Source organism: Pseudoxanthomonas sp. Soil82, assembly GCF_040446535.1.
Lineage (GTDB): Bacteria > Pseudomonadota > Gammaproteobacteria > Xanthomonadales > Xanthomonadaceae > Pseudoxanthomonas > Pseudoxanthomonas kaohsiungensis.
This window is the reverse complement of sequence record NZ_JBEAAK010000001.1, coordinates 311,743-330,021: the sequence shown is the minus strand read 5'-3', so window position 1 is coordinate 330,021 and position 18,279 is coordinate 311,743. Positions and strand designations below refer to the sequence as shown.

The following is an 18,279-nucleotide window of genomic DNA, read 5'->3' as shown; positions in this document are numbered from 1 at the left end:
GATGTGGAAGTCCCGGGGGTATGCGTGGCTGCTGGGCGCGACCCTGCTGTGCGTCCTGCCGTCCGGCCTGGCCCAGCCGCTGGCCGGGGCGGGATTCGATGTCGAGCGCAGCTGGCTGGGCTTCGAGGTCCGGACCCGGTTCGGCCAACGGTTGATGGGGGAGTTTCCGCGCTACGAGGGCAGGGTCGAGTTCCTGCCCGACGGACGCCATCGCGTGCACCTGCGGGTGGCCACCGGCGAGGCGGTGATTCCCGACCGGCCGCGCTACACCAGCTGGATGCACGGCCAGAGCTTCTTCGATTCGGTACGGTATCCGTGGATGGAGTTCGTCTCCGATCCCTACCTGCCCGGGCTGCTGCAGGAGGGCGGGCCGCTGAAGGGCCGGCTGAGCCTGCGCGGAGTGACCCGCGACGAAGAACTCCGGGTGCTGCCGGCGCCATGCCCGCAGCCGGGGCGCGACTGCGACATCCAGGTGGTCGGCGCCATCGAGCGCGCGGACTACGGCATGCGCGAGTGGCAGTTCGCCCTGACCGACCAGGTCCGGCTCGAAGTGCGCGTGCGCCTGCGCGGGGACGGGCCGTGACCGGCTGGCTGCGCCTGTGTGCCACCGCCGTGCTGCTGCTGTCGACCACCGCCTGCGGCACGCTGGGCGCGGCCCGCAGCGACCGGGCCGCCGCCATCGCCCTGGCCGCGCGCGACGACACAGTCGACTGCAGCCGCCCGGACCGTTGCGCGGTGCCTTCGCAGCTGCGTGGCCTGGCCGGCGCCGCCTTCGCCGAGACGGCGGCGGCTGGACCGGACGGGCCGCCGCGCCACTACGCGCTGATCCTCGACGAAGGCGGCGACGCGCTGCTGGCGCGGATCAACCTGATCCGCAGCGCGACCCGCAAGATCGACCTGCAGACCTACATCTTCGACAAGGACGACAGCGCCCGGCTGGTGATGGACGAACTGCTGGCCGCGGCGCGGCGCGGGGTCCAGGTGCGGGTGCTGATCGACCAGCTGTCGGCGATCGCCGACCTGGAGATCCTCGCGGCGCTGTCCGGCGCCCACCGCAACCTGGAACTGCGCATCTACAACCCGACCTTCGGCGAGGCGATGCCCAGCTACTTCGATTACGCCGCCAGCGTGATCTGCTGCTTCCGGCGCTTCAACCAGCGCATGCACAACAAGCTGCTGGTGATCGACGACGCGGTGGGCATCGCCGGCGGGCGCAACTACCAGGACGATTACTTCGACTGGGACGCGGAGTACAACTTCCGCGACCGCGACGTGCTGGTGGCCGGGCCGGTGGTGCGCGACATGGAGCGCAACTTCACCGAGTACTGGATCGATCCGCGCAGCGTTCCGGTGGAGCGGTTGGAGGACGTGGCCGCGCTGCTGCTGGCGCGCGGCGTGCCGCCCCTGCCCGGAGTGCCCGCGCTGCGGCCGGAACGCGTGGAACGGATATCGCGGGCCGCGGTCGATCCGCAGCTGGTCCACGAGCGCCTGGTGTCGCGGGCGATGCCGGTGGGCCAGGTGGACTACCTGGCGGACCTGCCGCAGAAGCACAGCGAGGGCCCGGATGGCGAAGGCGCCGGTGCGTCCGGCCTGGCCGGGCTGCTGGCCGGCGCGCAGGAGCGGATCCTGCTGCAGACGCCCTACCTGGTGCTGTCCGACAGCGCGCTGGACATCTTCCGCGGCCTGCGCGCGCGCGAGGCCCCGCCGCACGTAGTGGTGTCGACCAACAGCCTGGCGGCGACCGACAACCCGATCGTCTATGCGCTCACCTACAAGTACAAGCGCCGCAACGTGCGCGAACTGGGCTTCGACATCTTCGAGTACAAGCCGTTCCCGGACGATCCGCCGGTCGATCCCGCGCTCGGGGGAGCGAGGCCGGGCGAACCGGTTGCCCCCCTGCCGACGCCTTCCCCTGCGCGCGGCGGGTCGCCCCTGCCCGGCAGCAGCGGCAGCGCGGGGAGCGGCTCCAGCGGCAGCGCCGCCAATGCCGACGGCCAGGTCGAGGACAAGCTGCGTACCGAGACGCGTCCGTCGCTGCTGCGCACCAGCGCGCCGGCCAACCGCCCGGTGCCGGTCAGCGGCGAAGGACCGCGCATGGGCCTGCACGCCAAGTCGGTGGTGATCGACGGGCGCATCGGGGTGGTCGGCACGCACAACTTCGATCCGCGCAGCGAGACCTACAACACCGAGGCGGTGGTGGTGATCGAGGATCCGGCCTTCGCGCGCGCGCTGGCCGACAGCATCCGCCGCGACATCGCGCCGGGCAATTCGTGGACGGTGGCGCCGCGGGAGAAGCCGCCGGTGCTGTCGGGCCTGAACTACAGCATGGGCAAGGTGTTGGAGGCCTCGCCGGTGCTGGACCTGTGGCCATGGCGCTATGCGACCAACTACGAGTTCCAGCCCGGTCCCGAATGCCCGGCGCCCGTGCCGAGGCGCGACCCGGCGTTCCACCGCTGCTACCTGCCGGTCGGCGACTTCCCCGAGGTCAGCCTTGGCCCGAAGTCGATCTTCACCCGCATGCTCACCGCCTTCGGCGCGGGCCTGGTGCCGATCCTCTGACCGTTGCGCAATGGTCTTCGCCGGAGCGATTGCGTTGCCGCCGCCAAGTGCGCGGCGGACGCGAGGCCGGATTGCATGGAGACTGGCGCACCACGCGGCGTGGACGCGGCTGCAATGCGCGCTCTTTACTTTGCGCAGGTTGATTCGCTGATGGTGTTGACCGCAAACCGCAAACCGCAAACCGCAAACCGCAAACCGCAAACCGCAGCCGCAACAGCAGGAGCAGTCGGCTCCGGGCTGAGCCGCGGCAGGCCAGGGGTATCGCGGTCGGCACGGCGGCACATCCCTGTGCCGACGCGCCGACGCGGACATCCCTGTCCGCTGCCGCGATACCCCTGGCCCGCCACGTCTTCGGGGGGCTTCGGGGTGGTGGCTTCGTTCGACGGCCAGGCAGGGCGAAAGCCGTTTCATCGGGAATCCTCTGCACGCGCCGCACACGACTGCTGCAAGGGCATGACGGGTGCAGGCTTTGACGAGCGAAGCCACGACCTCGCCGCCGCCCGAGGACGTCGGGTCATGGGGGCATGGCGCAAGTGGCGCAGGGATGTGCCACGGCCGCGCGTACGGACAGGGATGTCCGTCCGCGCGGTAAGCCATGCCCCCATGGCCCGGCGGCCCCCACCGGAGCCGGGGCTCCCGCCTTGGACCTTGCGGGCAGCCTCTGGCGACAAGCGCGCTTCACCCGGTGGCAACCCTTTGAGGTCCACGGCCAGGAGCAAGGCCCTCTCCAGGTGGCAGCCTGGAAATCCATTCGCACCCGCACCCGCCGCTCCGCGGCGATAATCTCCGCCATCCCGCAACGCGATCCCGGCCATGGTCTTCCGTGCCCCCGTTTCCATCGACGCCCTCAACGCGCTCAGCCGCGACACCCTGATCGAGCACCTGGGCATCGTCTTCACCGAGGCTGGCGAGGACTGGGTCCGGGCGACCATGCCGGTCGACCCGCGCACGCGCCAGCCCTACGGACTGCTGCATGGCGGCGCGTCGGTGGTGCTGGCCGAGACGCTGGGCAGCAGCGCCGGGAACCTGTGCCTGGACACGCGCGAGCAGATGGCGGTGGGGCTGGAGATCAACGCCAACCACCTGCGCGCGGTGCGCGAGGGCACGGTCACCGGCACGGCCCGGGCCGTGCACGTGGGCCGCACGACCCAGGTCTGGGACATCCGCATCGAAGACGCACGCGGCCGCTCGGTCTGCGTCTCGCGCCTGACCCTGGCGGTGGTGCCGGTATAGGCGCCGGTCCCCCGGGCGACCCGATGCCGATGGACAGGCGACGCCCCGGTGATCCTGGCGCCGTGTCGCCCATGACCGGGCGCCTGCAAGCTTGATCGTTCACCTTCGACGCGCGCGGCGGCGCGTTCCGCGTCCCTGGCGGGCCATGTCGCACCGCGTCGCCGTATCCACGACGCGGCCGGCCGCGGTATCGTGCGCGTCCATGGACCACGCCCCCACGCGTGCCGCCCGGCGAACCGCCGGGGGCCTCGCACGCACCTTCCGCTACCTCTACCGCGTCCCGCTGCTGCTGCTTCACCTGCTGCTGCCGCTGCCGCTGACCCTGCTGTGCCTGGCGCCGCCGCTCTCGCGCATCGCCTGGGGCCCGGAGACGCTGGGTGACCGCGCCGTGCGCGCCTGGTCGGCAGGCCTGCTCTGGATCTTCGGCTTCCGCCTGCGCCGCTTCGGCACGCCGCTGCCGGGCGCGACCCTGTTCGTCGCCAACCACGTCAGCTGGATCGACATCGAGACCCTGCACAGCCAGCGGATGATGGGCTTCGTGGCCAAGCGCGAGATCGCCGGCTGGCCGCTGGTGGGCTGGCTGGCCGCCCAGGGGCAGACGATCTTCCACCATCGCGGCAGCACCGATTCGCTGCAGGACGTGCTCGGGCAGATGGTCGAGCGCCTGCGCCAGGGCCGCTCGGTCGGCGTGTTCCCGGAAGGGCGCACCCGCGGCGGCGAGGAGGTGGGCCCGTTCCACGCGCGGATCTTCCTGGCGGCGGTGGAGGCGCAGGTGCCGGTGCAGCCGGTGGCGCTGCGCTACGGCGACCGCGGCGACGCGCAGACGCTGGTCGCGTTCGGCCCGCGCGAGAGCTTCCTGGCCAACTTCCTGCGCCTGCTCGGGGAGCGCCCGCGCGCGGCCGAGGTGCACTTCCTGGCGCCGATTCCGCCGGGCGGCGTCGATGGCCGCCGCCGCATCGCCGACCTGGCCCGCGAGCGGATCGTGGCGGCGATGGAAAGCTGAGGCGCGCCGGCGCACTTGCGCCACCGATGTTGCGGTGCAAAATGGCTCCGCCCACCGTCGCTCCCGCCATGCTCACCGCCGCCGACTACCGACCGCCCCGCCTCCTGCGCAACCCGCACCTGCAATCGGTGCTGGGGTCCAGCGGCCTGCGCCGGCATCGTGGCCTGCGTGCCCTGGCCGCCACCGGCGCGGAGACGAGCGAACACATCCTCGACGGCGGTGGTGGCGCGCGCCTGCAGGGCTGGCACAGCCGGGTCCGCGGTCGCGAACCGCGCGGCATGGCGCTGCTGCTGCACGGCTGGGAGGGCAGCGCCGATTCCGGCTACATGCGCCTGACCGCCGCGCGCCTGCTGGCCGACGGCCTGGACGTGTTCCGCCTCAACTTCCGCGACCACGGCGACACCCACCACCTCAACGAGGGCCTGTTCCATTCCAACCGGCTGGACGAGGTGGTGCACGCGGTGGCCGACATGGTCCAGCGCCTGCGCGTGCGCGACCTGGTCGTGGCCGGTTATTCGCTCGGCGGCAACCACGCCCTACGCCTGGGCCTGCGCGCCAGCATCGCCGGGTTGCCGCTGCGCCACATCGCCGCGGTCTGCCCGCTGGTCGACCCGGCCACGACGATGGCCAGCATGGAGCGCGCGCCGCAGCTGTACGACTGGTATTTCCGCCGCAAGTGGCGCAGTTCGCTGGTGCGCAAGCGCGCCCTGTTCCCCGAGCAGCACTGCTACGACGACGCCACCCTCGCGCTGGACATGCGCAGCCTCACCGCCTGGCTGGCGCAACGCTACGCCGGCTTCGGCAGGGTCGAGGACTACTTCGACAGCTACTCGATCGCCGGCGACCGGCTGGCGGCGCTCCAGGTGCCGGCCAGCGTCCTGATGGCGCAGGACGATCCGGTGATCCCGTTCGACGACTTCCGCCAGTGGCGTCTGCCGCCTTCCGCCGCGCTGGAAGTGGCCCGCTGGGGCGGCCACTGCGCCTTCGTCGAAAGCCTCTCCGGCGACGGGTTTGCCGAGCGCTGGGTCGCCGACCGCCTGGGCGCGGCGCTGCCCCGGCGCTGACCCGGGCCGGTCCGGCGCCGGGGTAAACTGCGGGTTTTCCCCGGAAGACCCCAGAAATGCAGGAACGGATCCACGATGCGCTGCGGCGCAATGCCGTCGACGAAGCGCTGGCCCTGGCCCAGGAATGGGCGGCGCAGGCACCCGACGACGCGAGCGCGCAGCGCAGCCTGTCGGCGGCCCTGGCCCGGGCCGGCGACCCGGCGGCCGCGCTGGTCGCGCTGGACCAGGCGATCCTGCTGGCGCCGGACGAGGCCGGGCTGCACTTCGAGCGCGCCGCGCTGCTGCTGCGCCAGCGCGACACCGGCGCGGCGCGGGTCGCGCTCGACGAGAGCCTGGGCCTGGATCCGAACCACCTGCCGTCGTACCTCGCGCAGGCGCAGGTCGCGCTGGCCCAGGGTGACCTGGCCGAGGCCGAACGGCTCAGCCGCACCGCCGCGCGCATCGACGCCGACGATCCGCGGCTGGTCGCGCTCAACGCGCTGCTGGCGCTGCGCCGTGGCGAGCCGGATGCCGCGATCGCGCTGGCCTCGGCGGCCAGCGTGCAGTTGCGCGACGATCCGCAGTTGCTGTCGGTGCTGGGCTTCGGCTACCTGGCCAAGCAGCACTGGGCGTTCGCCGAGCAGGCGTTCCGTCGGGTGTCCGAGCTGTTGCCGGATGCGCGTGCGCTGTGGCCATTGCTGGCGCAGCTGGCGGCCAGGCAGGGCCGGCCGGACGAAGCATTCGAGCGGGTGGCGCCGTTGCTCGCCGACCCCGCCACCGCCACCCCCGCGCTGCGCCGGGCCGCCGGCCTCCATGCCCTGCAGGCCGGCCGCGGCGAGGAGGCGCTGGAGCACCTGCGCGCCGCGCTGTCGGCAGGCCCGGACCGCGCGGTGCTGCGCGGTTTGATGGCGCTGTGGCGCGAAAGCAACGATCGCGAGGGCGCCCTCGCCACGCTCGAAGCCGCGCTGGCCACCTCGCCGGCTTCCGGCGACCTGTGGGGCGCGCGGCTGGCGCTGGAAACGCCCGGCACCGCGGAGGGCAACCGGGTGCTGCAGCGCTGGCTGGCGGCGATGCCCGACCACATCCCGGCGCTGGAGACGGCGATGTTCGATCGCGACCGTGCCGGCGACCTGGCCGCGGTGGCCGGATTCGCTGGGCGCTTGGTCGAGCTGCAGCCGGGCCATCCGGCGGCCGAGCAGTTCCTGGTCGAAGCGCGGCTGGCCGAGGATCCGGACGCGGCCCTGGCGCAGGCGCGCGCCGCCGTCGCCGCGCAGCCCACCGAAGAGGCGCGGACCGCGATGCGCGGCTGGCTGGGTCGCCTGCTGGACCGCACGGGGCGCACGGCCGAGGCGCTGGCGCACTGGCGCGCGCTGCACGCGGACTTCAGCGCCGCCCGCCTGCCCTTGCCGCCGTTCACCGACGCGGTCGACACGTGGCCGCCGCTGGCGTCCGCGGCGGTGGATGCACCCAGTCCGATGCTGGTCTGGGGCCTGCCCGGTTCGGGCATCGAGCGCGTGGTCGAGAACCTGGCCGCGGCCGGTGGCCCGGTGCTGAGCGACCGCTTCGGCGCGCAGGCACCGGCCGACCCGCTGCGCTCGCCGCAGACCGGCCAGGCATTGCGCGCCGGGACCGTCGATCCGGCCCAGGTGGTCGCGCAGTGGCGAGGCCACCTGCCGGCGCGCGGGATCGCCGACGGCAACGTCGTCGACTGGCTGCCGTGGTGGGACAACGCCCTGCTGCTGGCGCTGCGCCCGCACCTGCCCGAGGGCCTGCTGCTGGTCGCGGTGCGCGATCCGCGCGACATGCTTCTGGACTGGCTGGCCAGTGGTTCGCCGGTGCCGCTGGCACTGGAATCGCCGGAGGCTGCCGCCGAGTGGCTGGCGCAGGGCCTGGAGCAGGTCGCCGACCTGCACCAGCAGGACCTGTATCCGCACCGCCTGTTGCGCCTGGATGGCGCGATCGACTCGCCGCCGCAACTGGCCACGGTGATCGGCCAGGCGCTGGGCATCCAGCTGCCGCCGCTGCCGGCGACGCAGCGACGCATGCCGCCCGGTCGCTGGCGCGCCTACGCCGACGAGCTCGCCGGCCCGTTCGAGCGGCTGGCCGCGGTCGCCGCGCGCCTGGGCTACCCTGACGCCTGACCGCAACCGGAGTCACGCATGCGCATCTGGAGCGAGAGTTTCGAACACCGCGGCGCGATCGCCGCGGAATTCGCCATGGGCCAGCCCGATGGCTTCGCCGCCAACCGCAATCCGCACCTGGCCTGGGACGGGGTTCCGGCGGGAACGAAGTCGTTCGCGCTGCTGTGCATCGACCCGGATGCGCCGACGGTGCCGGAGACCGTCGGCCGCGACGACCTGCAGATCCCGGTCGAGCAGCCGCGCGCCGACTTCGTGCACTGGGCCGTGGCCGACATCGCGGCGGACACGCGCACGATCGCTGCAGGCAGTTGCAGCGACGGCGTCAGCGCCGGTGGCAAGCAGGCGCCGTCCGGCCTGCCCGGTGCGCGCCAGGGCCTGAACGACTACACCGGCTGGTTCGCCGGCGATGCGCGGATGGGCGGTGACTACCACGGCTACGACGGCCCGTATCCGCCGTTCAACGACCTGCGCGTGCACCGCTACTTCTTCCGCCTGTTCGCGCTGGACATCGCCGCGCTGTCGCTGCCGGCGCGCTTCACCGCCGCCGACGTGCAGCGCGCGATGCAGGGCCACGTGCTGGCCGAGGCAGCCGTGTACGGCACCTACACGCTGAATCCGGCCCTGGCCTGATCGGCGCGGGAGCCGTTCCGATCGGACCCGAGGCGCAAAAAAGACCGGCCCGCAGGCCGGTCTCTTCGTTGCCGGACGCCGCCCTGTCGCGGCCGCGTGCTCAGCGCTGCACCTGCTCCGATTCCACCACCATGTCGAGCACGTAGGCATAGCGCGAGGCGTCGGCCGGCGCGTCCTTGCGCGTGTAGCGGTCGATCCGCAGCACGTTGCGCACGCCCGGCTGGTGGGTGTAGCCCTCGATCTCGTCGAAGAAGTTCTGCCATTCACCCGGCTCGCCCACCCGCAGGCCGTTCTCGTCGAACCTGACCTCGCGCACCTGCAGGCACTGCTTGTCGGGGATCAGCGGGTGGCTGCAGGGCCTGGTCTGCGGACCCACCTCCAGGAACACGCGCTCGGCCTGCCCGCCGAAGCGGGTGGCCGCGGTCGGCGCGCCCTCGAACACCAGGCGGTCGCCGCCGGCGTTGGTGAGCACCAGTTGCGGCGTGTCGCCGGCGGTGCTGGACACGGTCAGCGCGCCGGCGAGGCGCTTGCCGACCTCGGCATCCAGGGCCGTCAGCTTGGGGTCGGTGCAGGCCATCAGGGTCGCGGCCATCTGCCCCAGGGTGAGGGTGGGGCCCTCCAGGGTGAAGCTGCCCATCATCCGGTTGCAGGTGTTGGACACATTTACCCGGCCATCGGCGAAATCGAGCTGCACCGGTTTGTCGGGCTGGGCGAACAGCGCGTCGATGCGCTGGCCCTGCGCGTCGGTGGCCTCGACCAGGCGCCAGTGGTGGGACGGCAGGAGCGAGGCGGTGTCGGTGGACGGTGCCTCCATCGGCGGCGGAGCGGCAGGGTCGGCGGCGGGCGCCGGCATTTCCCCCGGTGCGGGCGTGGCGGCGTCGGTCGCAGGCCGGTTGCACGCGGCGATCGCCAGCGGCAGCAGCAGCAACAGCGGAAGCGACAGGGGGCGACGGTTGGGCATGGACTTCATCGGGACCTCCTTGGCGGGGCCGGCCAGCCGGCCGGCGCGGGGATGCGGCACGTCGATACAACGGCTGGATGCGCCCGACGGGGTTTGCCCGGCGTGAAGGCCGGGGCTCAGCTGCCGGTGGGCATCAGCGCCAGCAGCAGCAGGCCCAGGACGATCCGGTAGATCGCGAATCCGGTGAAGCGGTGCGCCTTGATGTATCCCATCAGCCAGCGCACCACGGCGAAGCCGGTGGCCGCCGCGGCCACGAACGCCACCGCCACCGCCGTCCAGTCCTCGCCGCCAAGCGCGTCGTCGCTGAGCAGTTCGAGGAAGGCGTAGCCGCTGGCGGCGAACATGGTCGGGATGCCGACCAGGAACACGAACTCGGCCGCCGACGCGCGGCGGCTGGTACCGGCCAGCATCGCCACGAAGATCGCCGCCGCCGAGCGCGAGGTGCCGGGGAAGATGCCCGCGACCACCTGCGCCAGCCCGACCAGTACCGCGACCTTCCAGGTCACCGTGGCCACGTCGCCGCGCTTTTCGGCGTAGTGCTCGGCCACCAGCATCCACACGCCGCCGACCACCAGCGCCCAGGCGATCGGAGTCACCGTCTCCGGCAGCTCCCAGCCGGCCAGGCGCACCGGCAGGCCGACCAGCGCGGTCACCAGGAAAGCCACGCCGATCTTGGCCACGTAATCGCGGTTGGCCGGCTCGCCCAGCCCGGTCGCCAGTTCCCACAGCCGGCGCCGGAAGGCCAGGGTCACGGCGAGGATGGCGCCGGCCTGGACGACGATGTTGAAGAAGTCCGAGCGCGCGCCGAGCCAGTGCTGGGCGATCAGCAGGTGCCCGGTGCTGGAGATCGGCAGGAACTCGGTCAGGCCTTCGAGGATGCCCAGCAGCAGGGCGGCGAGCAGGTCGTGCACGGGCGGGGCGCGGCGGCGAGGGCTGCACAGCATACGCCAGCCCGGCGACCCGCCCATTTGCACCAAGATGGTTCATGCCCTGCACCACAATGAGGCACCAGATTGGTGCGAGTCGTCGGAGCTGGTGCGTGCGTTCATTCAAATCAATGACTTGTGAGCGTCATGGGGTTGGCACGCGGCCTGCTATGTCTCCGGTACCCATCAATCCGAGGTTGCAAGCGATGTCCGTGGAAAACGTTGAGAAGCTGATCAAGGACAACAAGGTCGAGTTCGTCGACCTGCGGTTCGTCGACATGCGCGGCGTGCAGCAGCACGTGACCTTCCCGGCCAGCATCGTCGAGCCGGCGCTGTTCGAGGACGGCAAGATGTTCGACGGCTCGTCGATCGCCGGCTGGAAGGGCATCAACGAGTCGGACATGGTCCTGCTGCCCGACGCCGACACCGCGGTGCTGGACCCGTTCACCGCCGACCCGACCCTGATCCTGACCTGCGACATCCTCGACCCGGCGACCATGCAGGGCTACTCGCGCTGCCCGCGCGGCATCGCCAAGCGCGCCGAGGCCTTCCTCAAGTCCTCGGGCATCGCCGACCTGGCGTTCTTCGGCCCGGAGCCGGAGTTCTTCATCTTCGACGCGGTGCGCTTCGCCAACGACATGGGCCACACCTTCTTCAAGATCGATTCGGAAGAAGCGGCCTGGAACACCGGCACCAAGTACGAAGGCGGCAACACCGGCTACCGCCCGGGCGTGAAGGGCGGCTACTTCCCGGTCGCGCCGACCGATTCGCTGCACGACATCCGCTCGGAGATGTGCAAGACCCTGGAGGAGTCGGGCATCGAGGTCGAGGTCCACCACCACGAGGTGGCCACCGCCGGCCAGTGCGAGATCGGCACCAAGTTCAACACGCTCGTCAAGAAGGCCGACGAGCTGCTGACCATGAAGTACATCATCAAGAACGTCGCCCACCGCAACGGCAAGACCGTCACCTTCATGCCCAAGCCGATCGTCGGCGACAACGGCAGCGGCATGCACGTGCACCAGTCGCTGGGCAAGGACGGCAAGAACCTGTTCTCCGGCGACGGCTACGGCGGCCTGTCGCAGCTGGCGCTGTGGTACATCGGCGGCATCTTCAAGCACGCCCGCGCGATCAACGCGTTCGCCAACTCCGGCACCAACAGCTACAAGCGCCTGGTGCCGGGCTTCGAAGCGCCGGTGATGCTGGCCTACTCGGCGCGCAACCGCTCGGCCTCGTGCCGCATCCCGTGGGTGTCCAACCCCAAGGCGCGCCGCATCGAGATCCGCTTCCCCGATCCGCTGCAGTCCGGCTACCTGACCTTCACCGCGCTGATGATGGCCGGCCTGGACGGCATCCGTAACCAGATCGACCCGGGCGCGCCGAGCGACAAGGACCTGTACGACCTGCCGCCGGAAGAAGAGAAGCTGATCCCGCAGGTGTGCTCGAGCCTGGACCAGGCGCTCGAGGCGCTGGACGCGGACCGCGAATTCCTCAAGGCCGGCGGCGTGATGACCGACGATTTCATCGACGGCTACATCGCGCTGAAGATGCAGGAAGTCACCAAGTTCCGCGCCGCCACGCACCCGCTGGAGTACCAGCTGTACTACGGCAACTGATGATCCGCATGAACGCCAACGTTGCAGCTGCGGAGGGGCGGGTGTCCGGCCCGCCGCAGCGCGGCGGGCGCTCGGTGGGAATGCGCGGCAATGCCGCGCAAGCATTCCCGCCTCGCCCGCTGGAGTACCAGCTCTACTACGGCAACTGAGCGGGGACACCCGTTGCGCGCGGGTGGGGAACCGCGCGCAACGGAGCCCTCGCCACGCGGCGGTGGGAGACAGAGCTTCACCGTTGTACGCGACACAGGGGAAGAGAGATTCACGGGCCTGCATGACCTCCCCCAAGAAGTCGGATGCAGCCTGGGAATCGGTGCGCCGCCGCCGTCATGGAGCGGCCATGTCGACCGGGACGCCGGGTCCAGCAAGGACCCGGCCGTTCCCGGAGTTCCGAACGCCGGCCTTTCGGCCGGACCCTCCACCATCGGGATGCGAACATGAAACTGATCACCGCCATCATCCGGCCGTTCAAGCTTGACGAGGTGCGCGAAGCCCTCGCCCAGGCGGGCGTGTCCGGGATCACCGTGACCGAAGTGAAAGGCTTCGGCCGCCAGAAGGGCCACACCGAGCTGTACCGCGGCGCCGAGTACGTCGTCGATTTCCTGCCCAAGATCAAGATCGAAACCGTCGTCACCGACGAACGCCTGGACGCGGTGCTGGAAGCGATCCAGCAGTCGGCCGGCACCGGCAAGATCGGCGACGGCAAGATCTTCGTCACCGCGGTCGAACAGGTCATCCGCATCCGCACCGGCGAGATCGGCGCGGACGCGCTCTAACCACCACTCGGAGCACAGCCCATGAACATCCGTTTGCTGTCCGGGTGGAAAGCCCGGTTCTATGCCGTCTGCCTGACCATGCTGGTCAGCGCGCTGGCGGTCACCACGTTCGCCGGCAGCGCGATCGCGCAGGAGACCGCCGCGCCGCCGGCCGCCGAAGCGCCGGCCGAAGCCGCCGTCGAAGCGGCTGCCATGGCCGAAGCCGGCGCCGAAACGGTCGCCGCCGCCGCGGCCACCGAAGAAGCCACCGCAGAACCGGCACCGACCGTCGACAAGGGCGACGTCGCCTGGATGCTGACCTCGACCCTGCTGGTGCTGCTGATGGTGGTGCCGGGCCTGGCCCTGTTCTACGGCGGCATGGTCCGCTCGAAGAACGTGCTGTCGGTCCTGGTCCAGGTCGCCGTCGTGTTCTCGCTGCTGTCGGTGCTGTGGATCGTGTACGGCTACAGCCTGGCCTTCTCCGGCGACGGCGCCTGGGTCGGCAACCTCGACAAGCTGTTCCTCAAGGGCGTGACCGTGGAAACGCTGGCGGCGACCTTCACCGCAGGGGTGAGCCTGCCCGAGTACGTGTTCATCGCCTTCCAGCTGACCTTCGCCGGCATCACCGGCGCGCTGATCGTCGGCGCGTTCGCCGAGCGGGTGAAGTTCGCCGCGGTGGTGCTGTTCGTGGTGATCTGGTTCACCCTGGGCTACCTGCCGATCGCGCACATGGTCTGGGCGGCGGGCGGCTACCTGTTCGAGAAGGGCGCGCTGGACTTCGCCGGCGGCACCGTGGTGCACATCAACGCCGGCGTGGCCGGCCTGGTCGGCGCCTACTTCGTCGGCAAGCGCCTGGGCTACGGCCAGGTCGCGATCAAGCCGCACAACGTGACCCTGACCTTCGTCGGCGCCTCGCTGCTGTGGGTGGGCTGGTTCGGCTTCAACGCCGGTTCCAACCTGGAAGCCAACGCCGGTGCGGCGCTGGCCTTCATCAATACCCTGGTCGCCACCGCCGCCGCGGTGCTGGGCTGGGCGCTCACCGAGAAGGTGGTCAAGGGCAAGTCCTCGGCGCTGGGCGTGGCCTCGGGCATGGTCGCCGGCCTGGTCGGCATCACCCCGGCCGCCGGCACCGTCGGTCCGTTCGGCGCGGTGGCCATTGGCTTTGCCGCCGGCGTGATCTGCGTGTGGGGCGTCACCGGTCTGAAGAAGCTGCTCGGTGCCGACGACAGCCTGGACGTGTTCGGCGTGCACGCGGTCGGCGGCATCGTCGGTGCGATCCTGACCGGCGTGTTCTCGGCCGATTCGCTCGGCGGCGTCAAGGCGGTGGCCGATGGCTACTCGATCGGCGGCCAGGTCGTGATCCAGGCGCTGGGCGTGGGCCTGACCGTGGCCTGGATCGGCGTGGTTTCGATCATCGGCTACAGCGTCGCCAAGCTCGTGTTCGGCCTGCGCGTGGCCGAAGAGGACGAGCGCCAGGGCCTGGACATCACTTCGCACGGCGAATCGGCCTACGAGGTGTAACAGGTGCGTCGAACCGGTCCGCGACGCTGCGTCGCGGGCCGGTGGATTCCCGGGGCGGTCGGCCATGTGGGCCGGCCGCATCCCCAGCGAAGCGCGCGGCCGGGGGGCGTAGCGCACCCGCCATCGCCGAGGTGAACCGTGTTCCCCCTTCTTTCTTCCAGCCGCAGTCGGCGCCGCGAAGGCCCCGGCTTGCCATCGGCCGCGCCAGCCGGTGCAATGGGCCATGAGCTACCGCTGGCTACTGCCGATCCTGTGCCTGCTGCTGAGCGCCTGCGGACATGCGCCGCCGCGGCAGACCAATCCGCTCGCGCAATGGGAACCGTCGCCCAACTTCGACGAGCGGCGCCCGATCGTGATCGTGATCCACGCGACCGAGCAGGAGTCGGTGGCGCGGAGCCTGCGCACGCTGAGCACGCGCAACAGCGGCGGTCCGGTCAGCGCGCATTACCTGGTCGGCGCCGACGGCGCCCTGTACCAGCTGGTCGAGGACTCGCGCCGCGCCTGGCATGCCGGCGGCGGCAGCTGGGGCACGATCGACGACCTGAACTCCGCGTCCATCGGCATCGAGCTGGACAACGATGGGACTGAACCGTTCCCGCCCGCGCAGGTCGACGCGCTGCTGCGCCTGCTCGACGACCTGTGCACGCGCCTGCGGATCCCGCGCCACGCGGTCATCGCACACGCGGACATGGCGCCCACGCGCAAGCGCGATCCCGGCGCACTCTTCCCTTGGGCGCAGCTGGCGCACGCCGGCTACGGACTGTGGCCCGACCCTGCCGACGGCGAGCCGCCCGCCGGCTTCGACCCGTGGCTGGCGCTGCAGGCCATCGGCTATCCGCTCGACGACCCGGCCGCGACCGTGCGCGCCTACCGGCGCCACTTCCGTGGCGACGAGGCCGGGGAACTCGACGCCCAGGACCACCGCATCCTCCATTCGCTGGTCTTGCAGGCGCGGCGCCTGCGCTGAACGCCACCTCCGGGGGCCGTCGCTTCCCGGCACGCCTTGCACTAAATTGGTGCAATGGACATGAGCCTGCCCGCGCCGCCGCCCGGCCCCACCCTGGACCAGCTCGCCACCCCGCTGGCATGGGCCGACCGCCAGGGCCGGATCGTCGGGGTCAACCCCGCGTTCCCGCGCTGGCTCGGGGTGGGCCCGCGGCGCCTGGTCGGGCAGCCGCTGGCGGCGCTGGAACTGGAAGGCGACGCCCTGGCCCGGTTCCTGGAGCAGGACGAGCGCGAGATGTTGCGCCTGCACCGGATCGCGCTGGGCATGCCCGGCGAGGAAGCGCGCTACGCCGACGGCTGGGTGGCCCGCACCGCCGAGGGCTGGCTGCTCGAGGCGCACCCGTCCGGCGCGTTCGGCGCGGCCGATCCGGCGCAGTCGCTGCCTGGCGCATTGCAGGCCGCGCTCAAGGGCCTCGCCCACGAGCTGCGTAATCCGCTGGCCGGGCTCAAGGGCGCCGCGCAGCTGCTGGCGCGGCGCGCGAACCTGCGTCCGGAGGAAAGTGGCGAGCGCGAGCTGATCGAGCTGATCGGCGCCGAGATCGACCGCCTGAGCCAACTGGTCGAGCAGCTCATGTCGCCGGCGCCGCAGCGCCCGCACGCGCCGCTGAACATCCATGCCGTGCTGGAGCGCGTGCTGCGCCTGGCCGAGACCGAAGGCGGCTGGGCGGTGCGCATGCAGCGCGACTACGACCCGAGCATCCCCGAATTCTCCGGCGACGCCGACCGCCTGACCCAGGCGGTGTGGAACCTGGTCCGCAACGCGCTGCAGGCCAGCGCCTCGACGATCATCCTGCGCACCCGCGTCGAAAGCGGACTGCATATCCGCGACCACGTGCATGCGCGCGCGCTGCGGGTGGAGATCGTCGACGACGGACGCGGCGTGCCCGACGAGCTGGCCGAGCACCTGTTCCTGCCGCTGGTCAGCGGCCGCGCCGAGGGCACCGGCCTGGGCCTGGCCCTGGCCCACCAGGTCGCGCGCGAACACCGCGGTTCGCTGACCTTCCGCTCGCGACCCGGGCACACCGTCTTCACCCTGCTGCTGCCGCAGAACGAACCCGAAGGAGCGCCCAGCCCATGACCGCCGACGACAGCGCCGACAGCCGCCGGGTCTGGGTGGTCGATGACGACCGCTCGGTGCGCTTCGTCCTGGCCACCGCGCTGCGCGATGCCGGCTACGAAGTCGACGGGTTCGAGAACGCCGCCAGCGCGCTGGCCGCGCTGCGCGTGCGCGGCGCGCCGGACCTGCTGTTCACCGACGTGCGCATGCCCGGCGACGACGGCCTGGTACTGCTCGACCGGCTCAAGTCGGCGCACCCGCAGTTGCCGGTGATCGTGATGTCGGCCTACACCGACGTGGCCAGCACCGCCAGCGCGTTCCGCGGCGGCGCGCACGAATTCCTGTCCAAGCCGTTCGACCTGGACGACGCGGTGGCGCTGGCCGCGCGGGCGCTGCCAGCCGAGGCCGTGGCCGCCGCCGCCGCCGAGCCCACGCAGGCGGTGGAGGCCGCCGGCGCGCCGGAGCTGATCGGCGACACGCCGGCCATGCGCGCGCTGTTCCGGGCGATCGGCCGGCTTGCGCAGGCGCCGCTGTCGGTGCTGATCACCGGCGAGACCGGCACCGGCAAGGAACTGGTGGCGCACGCGCTGCACCGCGAATCGCCGCGGTCGGCCGGGCCGTTCGTCGCGCTGAACACCGCGGCCATTCCCGCCGAGCTGCTGGAGAGCGAACTGTTCGGCCACGAGGCCGGTGCGTTCACCGGCGCGCAGAAGCGCCATGTCGGCCGCTTCGAACAGGCCGACGGCGGCACCCTGTTCCTGGACGAGATCGGCGACATGCCGGCGTCGCTGCAGACCCGGCTGCTGCGGGTGCTGGCCGAGGGCGAGTTCTTCCGCGTCGGCGGCCGCGAGCTGATCCGGGTCGACGTGCGCGTGATCGCCGCCACCCACCAGGACCTGGAAACGCTGGTCCAGCAGGGCCGCTTCCGCGCCGACCTGCTGCACCGGCTCAACGTCGTGCGCCTGCAGTTGCCGCCGCTGCGCGAGCGCCGCGCCGACATCCCGCTGCTGGCCGAGACCTTCCTGCGCCGCGCCGCGCGCAAGCTCGGCGCCGGCGCCAAGCGCTTCGACGCCGGTGCCGCCGCCGCGCTGCAGGCGATGGACTGGCCCGGCAACGTGCGCGAACTGCAGAACCTGTGCTGGCGCCTGGCCGCGCTCGCGCCCGGCGAAACCATCACCGCCGCCGACCTGGACGAGGTACGGGCGCCGGCATCGTTCGGCGCCCCGGCCAGCGTCGCCGCACCGGTGCCCGCCGAATGGGACCGGCAGCTGGGCCAATGGGCGCTGGCGTGCCTGCAGGCCGGCGCGCGCGACCTGCACGCCGAGGCGCGCGACCGCTTCGACCAGGCGCTGCTCGGCGCCGCCCTGCAGCACACCGGCGGACGCCGGGTCGAGGCCGCCGCGTTGCTCGGAGTCGGCCGCAACACGGTGACCCGGAAACTGGGTCCCGGGCGCAAGCGGCGCTGAGGAAAAGCCCGGGCCATCCACCGCGATGCCCGATGGCGATGCGGCTGCCCATCGTAGGCGCCCATCCTCATGGGCGACACGGGCGTCGGCGTGACGAGGGCGTTGCCTCGGCCGACGGCGTCGGGTCGCCGATGAATCGGCTCCTACAACAGGCCAAGGCGTTGGCGCCTTGCAGGCGCCCATCCTCATGGGCGACACGGGCGTCGGCATGACGAGGGCGTTGCCTCGGCCGACGGCGTCGGGTCGCCGATGAATCGGCTCCTACAACAAGCAACGGCGTCCGCTTCTTGTGTAGGAGCCCATCCTCATGGGCGACGCGGGCGTCGGGAGCATGAAGGCGCCGCCTGTGCCGAATCCGCCAGGTCG

At 71.7% G+C, this 18,279-nt stretch carries 16 protein-coding genes; 14 read left to right on the top strand and 2 right to left on the bottom strand.

Annotation, left to right across the window (positions count from 1 at the left end; all coding sequences use genetic code 11):
• The first annotated feature begins 1 nt into the window (after position 1).
• From ABKA19_RS01465 to ABKA19_RS01435, 7 genes are all read left to right on the top strand, one after another.
• Positions 2–583, top strand: a complete 582-nt coding sequence (locus tag ABKA19_RS01465) for a YceI family protein (RefSeq protein WP_353687334.1) — start codon at positions 2–4, stop codon at positions 581–583.
• A complete protein-coding gene (locus ABKA19_RS01460) occupies positions 580–2,559 on the top strand; it encodes a phospholipase D family protein (protein ID WP_353687333.1) in 1,980 nt (659 codons plus the stop codon). Before ABKA19_RS01465 ends, ABKA19_RS01460 begins: the two co-directional genes overlap by 4 nt.
• A gap of 813 nt (positions 2,560–3,372) precedes the next feature.
• Positions 3,373–3,792, top strand: a complete 420-nt coding sequence (locus tag ABKA19_RS01455) for a hotdog fold thioesterase (protein WP_353687332.1) — start codon at positions 3,373–3,375, stop codon at positions 3,790–3,792.
• Between the two features lie 202 nt (positions 3,793–3,994).
• On the top strand, positions 3,995–4,795 hold the full coding sequence (locus tag ABKA19_RS01450) for a lysophospholipid acyltransferase family protein (protein ID WP_353687331.1): 801 nt from the start codon (positions 3,995–3,997) through the stop codon (positions 4,793–4,795).
• 68 nt (positions 4,796–4,863) lie between these two features.
• On the top strand, positions 4,864–5,859 hold the full coding sequence (locus ABKA19_RS01445; protein ID WP_353688016.1) for a YheT family hydrolase: 996 nt from the start codon (positions 4,864–4,866) through the stop codon (positions 5,857–5,859).
• A 56-nt stretch (positions 5,860–5,915) separates the two neighbouring features.
• Positions 5,916–7,979 carry a tetratricopeptide repeat protein gene (locus ABKA19_RS01440; RefSeq protein ID WP_353687330.1) on the top strand — a complete coding sequence of 688 codons (2,064 nt, stop codon included), beginning with the start codon at positions 5,916–5,918 and terminating at the stop codon, positions 7,977–7,979.
• An 18-nt stretch (positions 7,980–7,997) separates the two neighbouring features.
• Complete coding sequence (locus tag ABKA19_RS01435) at positions 7,998–8,609, top strand: YbhB/YbcL family Raf kinase inhibitor-like protein (protein ID WP_353687329.1); 612 nt, start codon at positions 7,998–8,000, stop codon at positions 8,607–8,609.
• Between the two features lie 100 nt (positions 8,610–8,709).
• Here ABKA19_RS01435 and ABKA19_RS01430 read toward each other — a convergent pair whose 3' ends face one another.
• Both ABKA19_RS01430 and ABKA19_RS01425 read right to left on the bottom strand, forming a co-directional pair.
• On the bottom strand, positions 8,710–9,579 hold the full coding sequence (locus ABKA19_RS01430) for an META domain-containing protein (RefSeq protein WP_502945684.1): 870 nt from the start codon (positions 9,577–9,579) through the stop codon (positions 8,710–8,712).
• Positions 9,580–9,686: 107 nt separating this feature from the next.
• Complete coding sequence (locus ABKA19_RS01425; protein WP_353687328.1) at positions 9,687–10,481, bottom strand: undecaprenyl-diphosphate phosphatase; 795 nt, start codon at positions 10,479–10,481, stop codon at positions 9,687–9,689.
• A 221-nt stretch (positions 10,482–10,702) separates the two neighbouring features.
• Between ABKA19_RS01425 and glnA the strand changes: the two genes are divergently transcribed.
• The 7 genes from glnA (at position 10,703) to ntrC (ending at position 17,913) form a co-directional block, all read left to right on the top strand.
• Positions 10,703–12,112 (top strand): type I glutamate--ammonia ligase, encoded by a 1,410-nt coding sequence (gene glnA / locus ABKA19_RS01420; protein ID WP_162375856.1) that lies wholly within the window; start codon positions 10,703–10,705, stop codon positions 12,110–12,112.
• 8 nt (positions 12,113–12,120) lie between these two features.
• Positions 12,121–12,261, top strand: coding sequence for a hypothetical protein (locus ABKA19_RS01415; RefSeq protein ID WP_353687327.1), 141 nt, complete (start codon positions 12,121–12,123; stop codon positions 12,259–12,261).
• Positions 12,262–12,546: 285 nt separating this feature from the next.
• Entirely contained in the window at positions 12,547–12,885 is a 339-nt protein-coding gene (locus ABKA19_RS01410) for a P-II family nitrogen regulator (protein WP_162375855.1), read from the top strand.
• 21 nt (positions 12,886–12,906) lie between these two features.
• On the top strand, positions 12,907–14,385 hold the full coding sequence (locus tag ABKA19_RS01405) for an ammonium transporter (RefSeq protein ID WP_353687326.1): 1,479 nt from the start codon (positions 12,907–12,909) through the stop codon (positions 14,383–14,385).
• A 223-nt stretch (positions 14,386–14,608) separates the two neighbouring features.
• Entirely contained in the window at positions 14,609–15,352 is a 744-nt protein-coding gene (locus ABKA19_RS01400; protein ID WP_353687325.1) for an N-acetylmuramoyl-L-alanine amidase, read from the top strand.
• 60 nt (positions 15,353–15,412) lie between these two features.
• Positions 15,413–16,468 (top strand): two-component system sensor histidine kinase NtrB, encoded by a 1,056-nt coding sequence (locus ABKA19_RS01395; RefSeq protein WP_353687324.1) that lies wholly within the window; start codon positions 15,413–15,415, stop codon positions 16,466–16,468.
• Positions 16,465–17,913 carry a nitrogen regulation protein NR(I) gene (gene ntrC / locus ABKA19_RS01390; protein ID WP_353687323.1) on the top strand — a complete coding sequence of 483 codons (1,449 nt, stop codon included), beginning with the start codon at positions 16,465–16,467 and terminating at the stop codon, positions 17,911–17,913. Before ABKA19_RS01395 ends, ntrC begins: the two co-directional genes overlap by 4 nt.
• Positions 17,914–18,279 lie beyond the last annotated feature (366 nt).

Excerpts from the sequence above, each read along its gene's own strand:
- ABKA19_RS01465 (WP_353687334.1), top strand. The coding sequence starts at position 2 with ATGTGGAAGTCCCGGGGGTATGCGTGGCTGCTGGGCGCGACCCTGCTG.
- ABKA19_RS01455 (WP_353687332.1), top strand. The coding sequence starts at position 3,373 with ATGGTCTTCCGTGCCCCCGTTTCCATCGACGCCCTCAACGCGCTCAGC.
- ABKA19_RS01450 (WP_353687331.1), top strand. The coding sequence starts at position 3,995 with ATGGACCACGCCCCCACGCGTGCCGCCCGGCGAACCGCCGGGGGCCTC.
- ABKA19_RS01445 (WP_353688016.1), top strand. The coding sequence starts at position 4,864 with ATGCTCACCGCCGCCGACTACCGACCGCCCCGCCTCCTGCGCAACCCG.
- ABKA19_RS01440 (WP_353687330.1), top strand. The coding sequence starts at position 5,916 with ATGCAGGAACGGATCCACGATGCGCTGCGGCGCAATGCCGTCGACGAA.
- ABKA19_RS01435 (WP_353687329.1), top strand. The coding sequence starts at position 7,998 with ATGCGCATCTGGAGCGAGAGTTTCGAACACCGCGGCGCGATCGCCGCG.
- ABKA19_RS01430 (WP_502945684.1), bottom strand. The coding sequence starts at position 9,579 with ATGAAGTCCATGCCCAACCGTCGCCCCCTGTCGCTTCCGCTGTTGCTG.
- glnA (WP_162375856.1), top strand. The coding sequence starts at position 10,703 with ATGTCCGTGGAAAACGTTGAGAAGCTGATCAAGGACAACAAGGTCGAG.
- ABKA19_RS01415 (WP_353687327.1), top strand. The coding sequence starts at position 12,121 with ATGAACGCCAACGTTGCAGCTGCGGAGGGGCGGGTGTCCGGCCCGCCG.
- ABKA19_RS01410 (WP_162375855.1), top strand. The coding sequence starts at position 12,547 with ATGAAACTGATCACCGCCATCATCCGGCCGTTCAAGCTTGACGAGGTG.
- ABKA19_RS01405 (WP_353687326.1), top strand. The coding sequence starts at position 12,907 with ATGAACATCCGTTTGCTGTCCGGGTGGAAAGCCCGGTTCTATGCCGTC.
- ABKA19_RS01400 (WP_353687325.1), top strand. The coding sequence starts at position 14,609 with ATGAGCTACCGCTGGCTACTGCCGATCCTGTGCCTGCTGCTGAGCGCC.
- ABKA19_RS01395 (WP_353687324.1), top strand. The coding sequence starts at position 15,413 with ATGAGCCTGCCCGCGCCGCCGCCCGGCCCCACCCTGGACCAGCTCGCC.
- ntrC (WP_353687323.1), top strand. The coding sequence starts at position 16,465 with ATGACCGCCGACGACAGCGCCGACAGCCGCCGGGTCTGGGTGGTCGAT.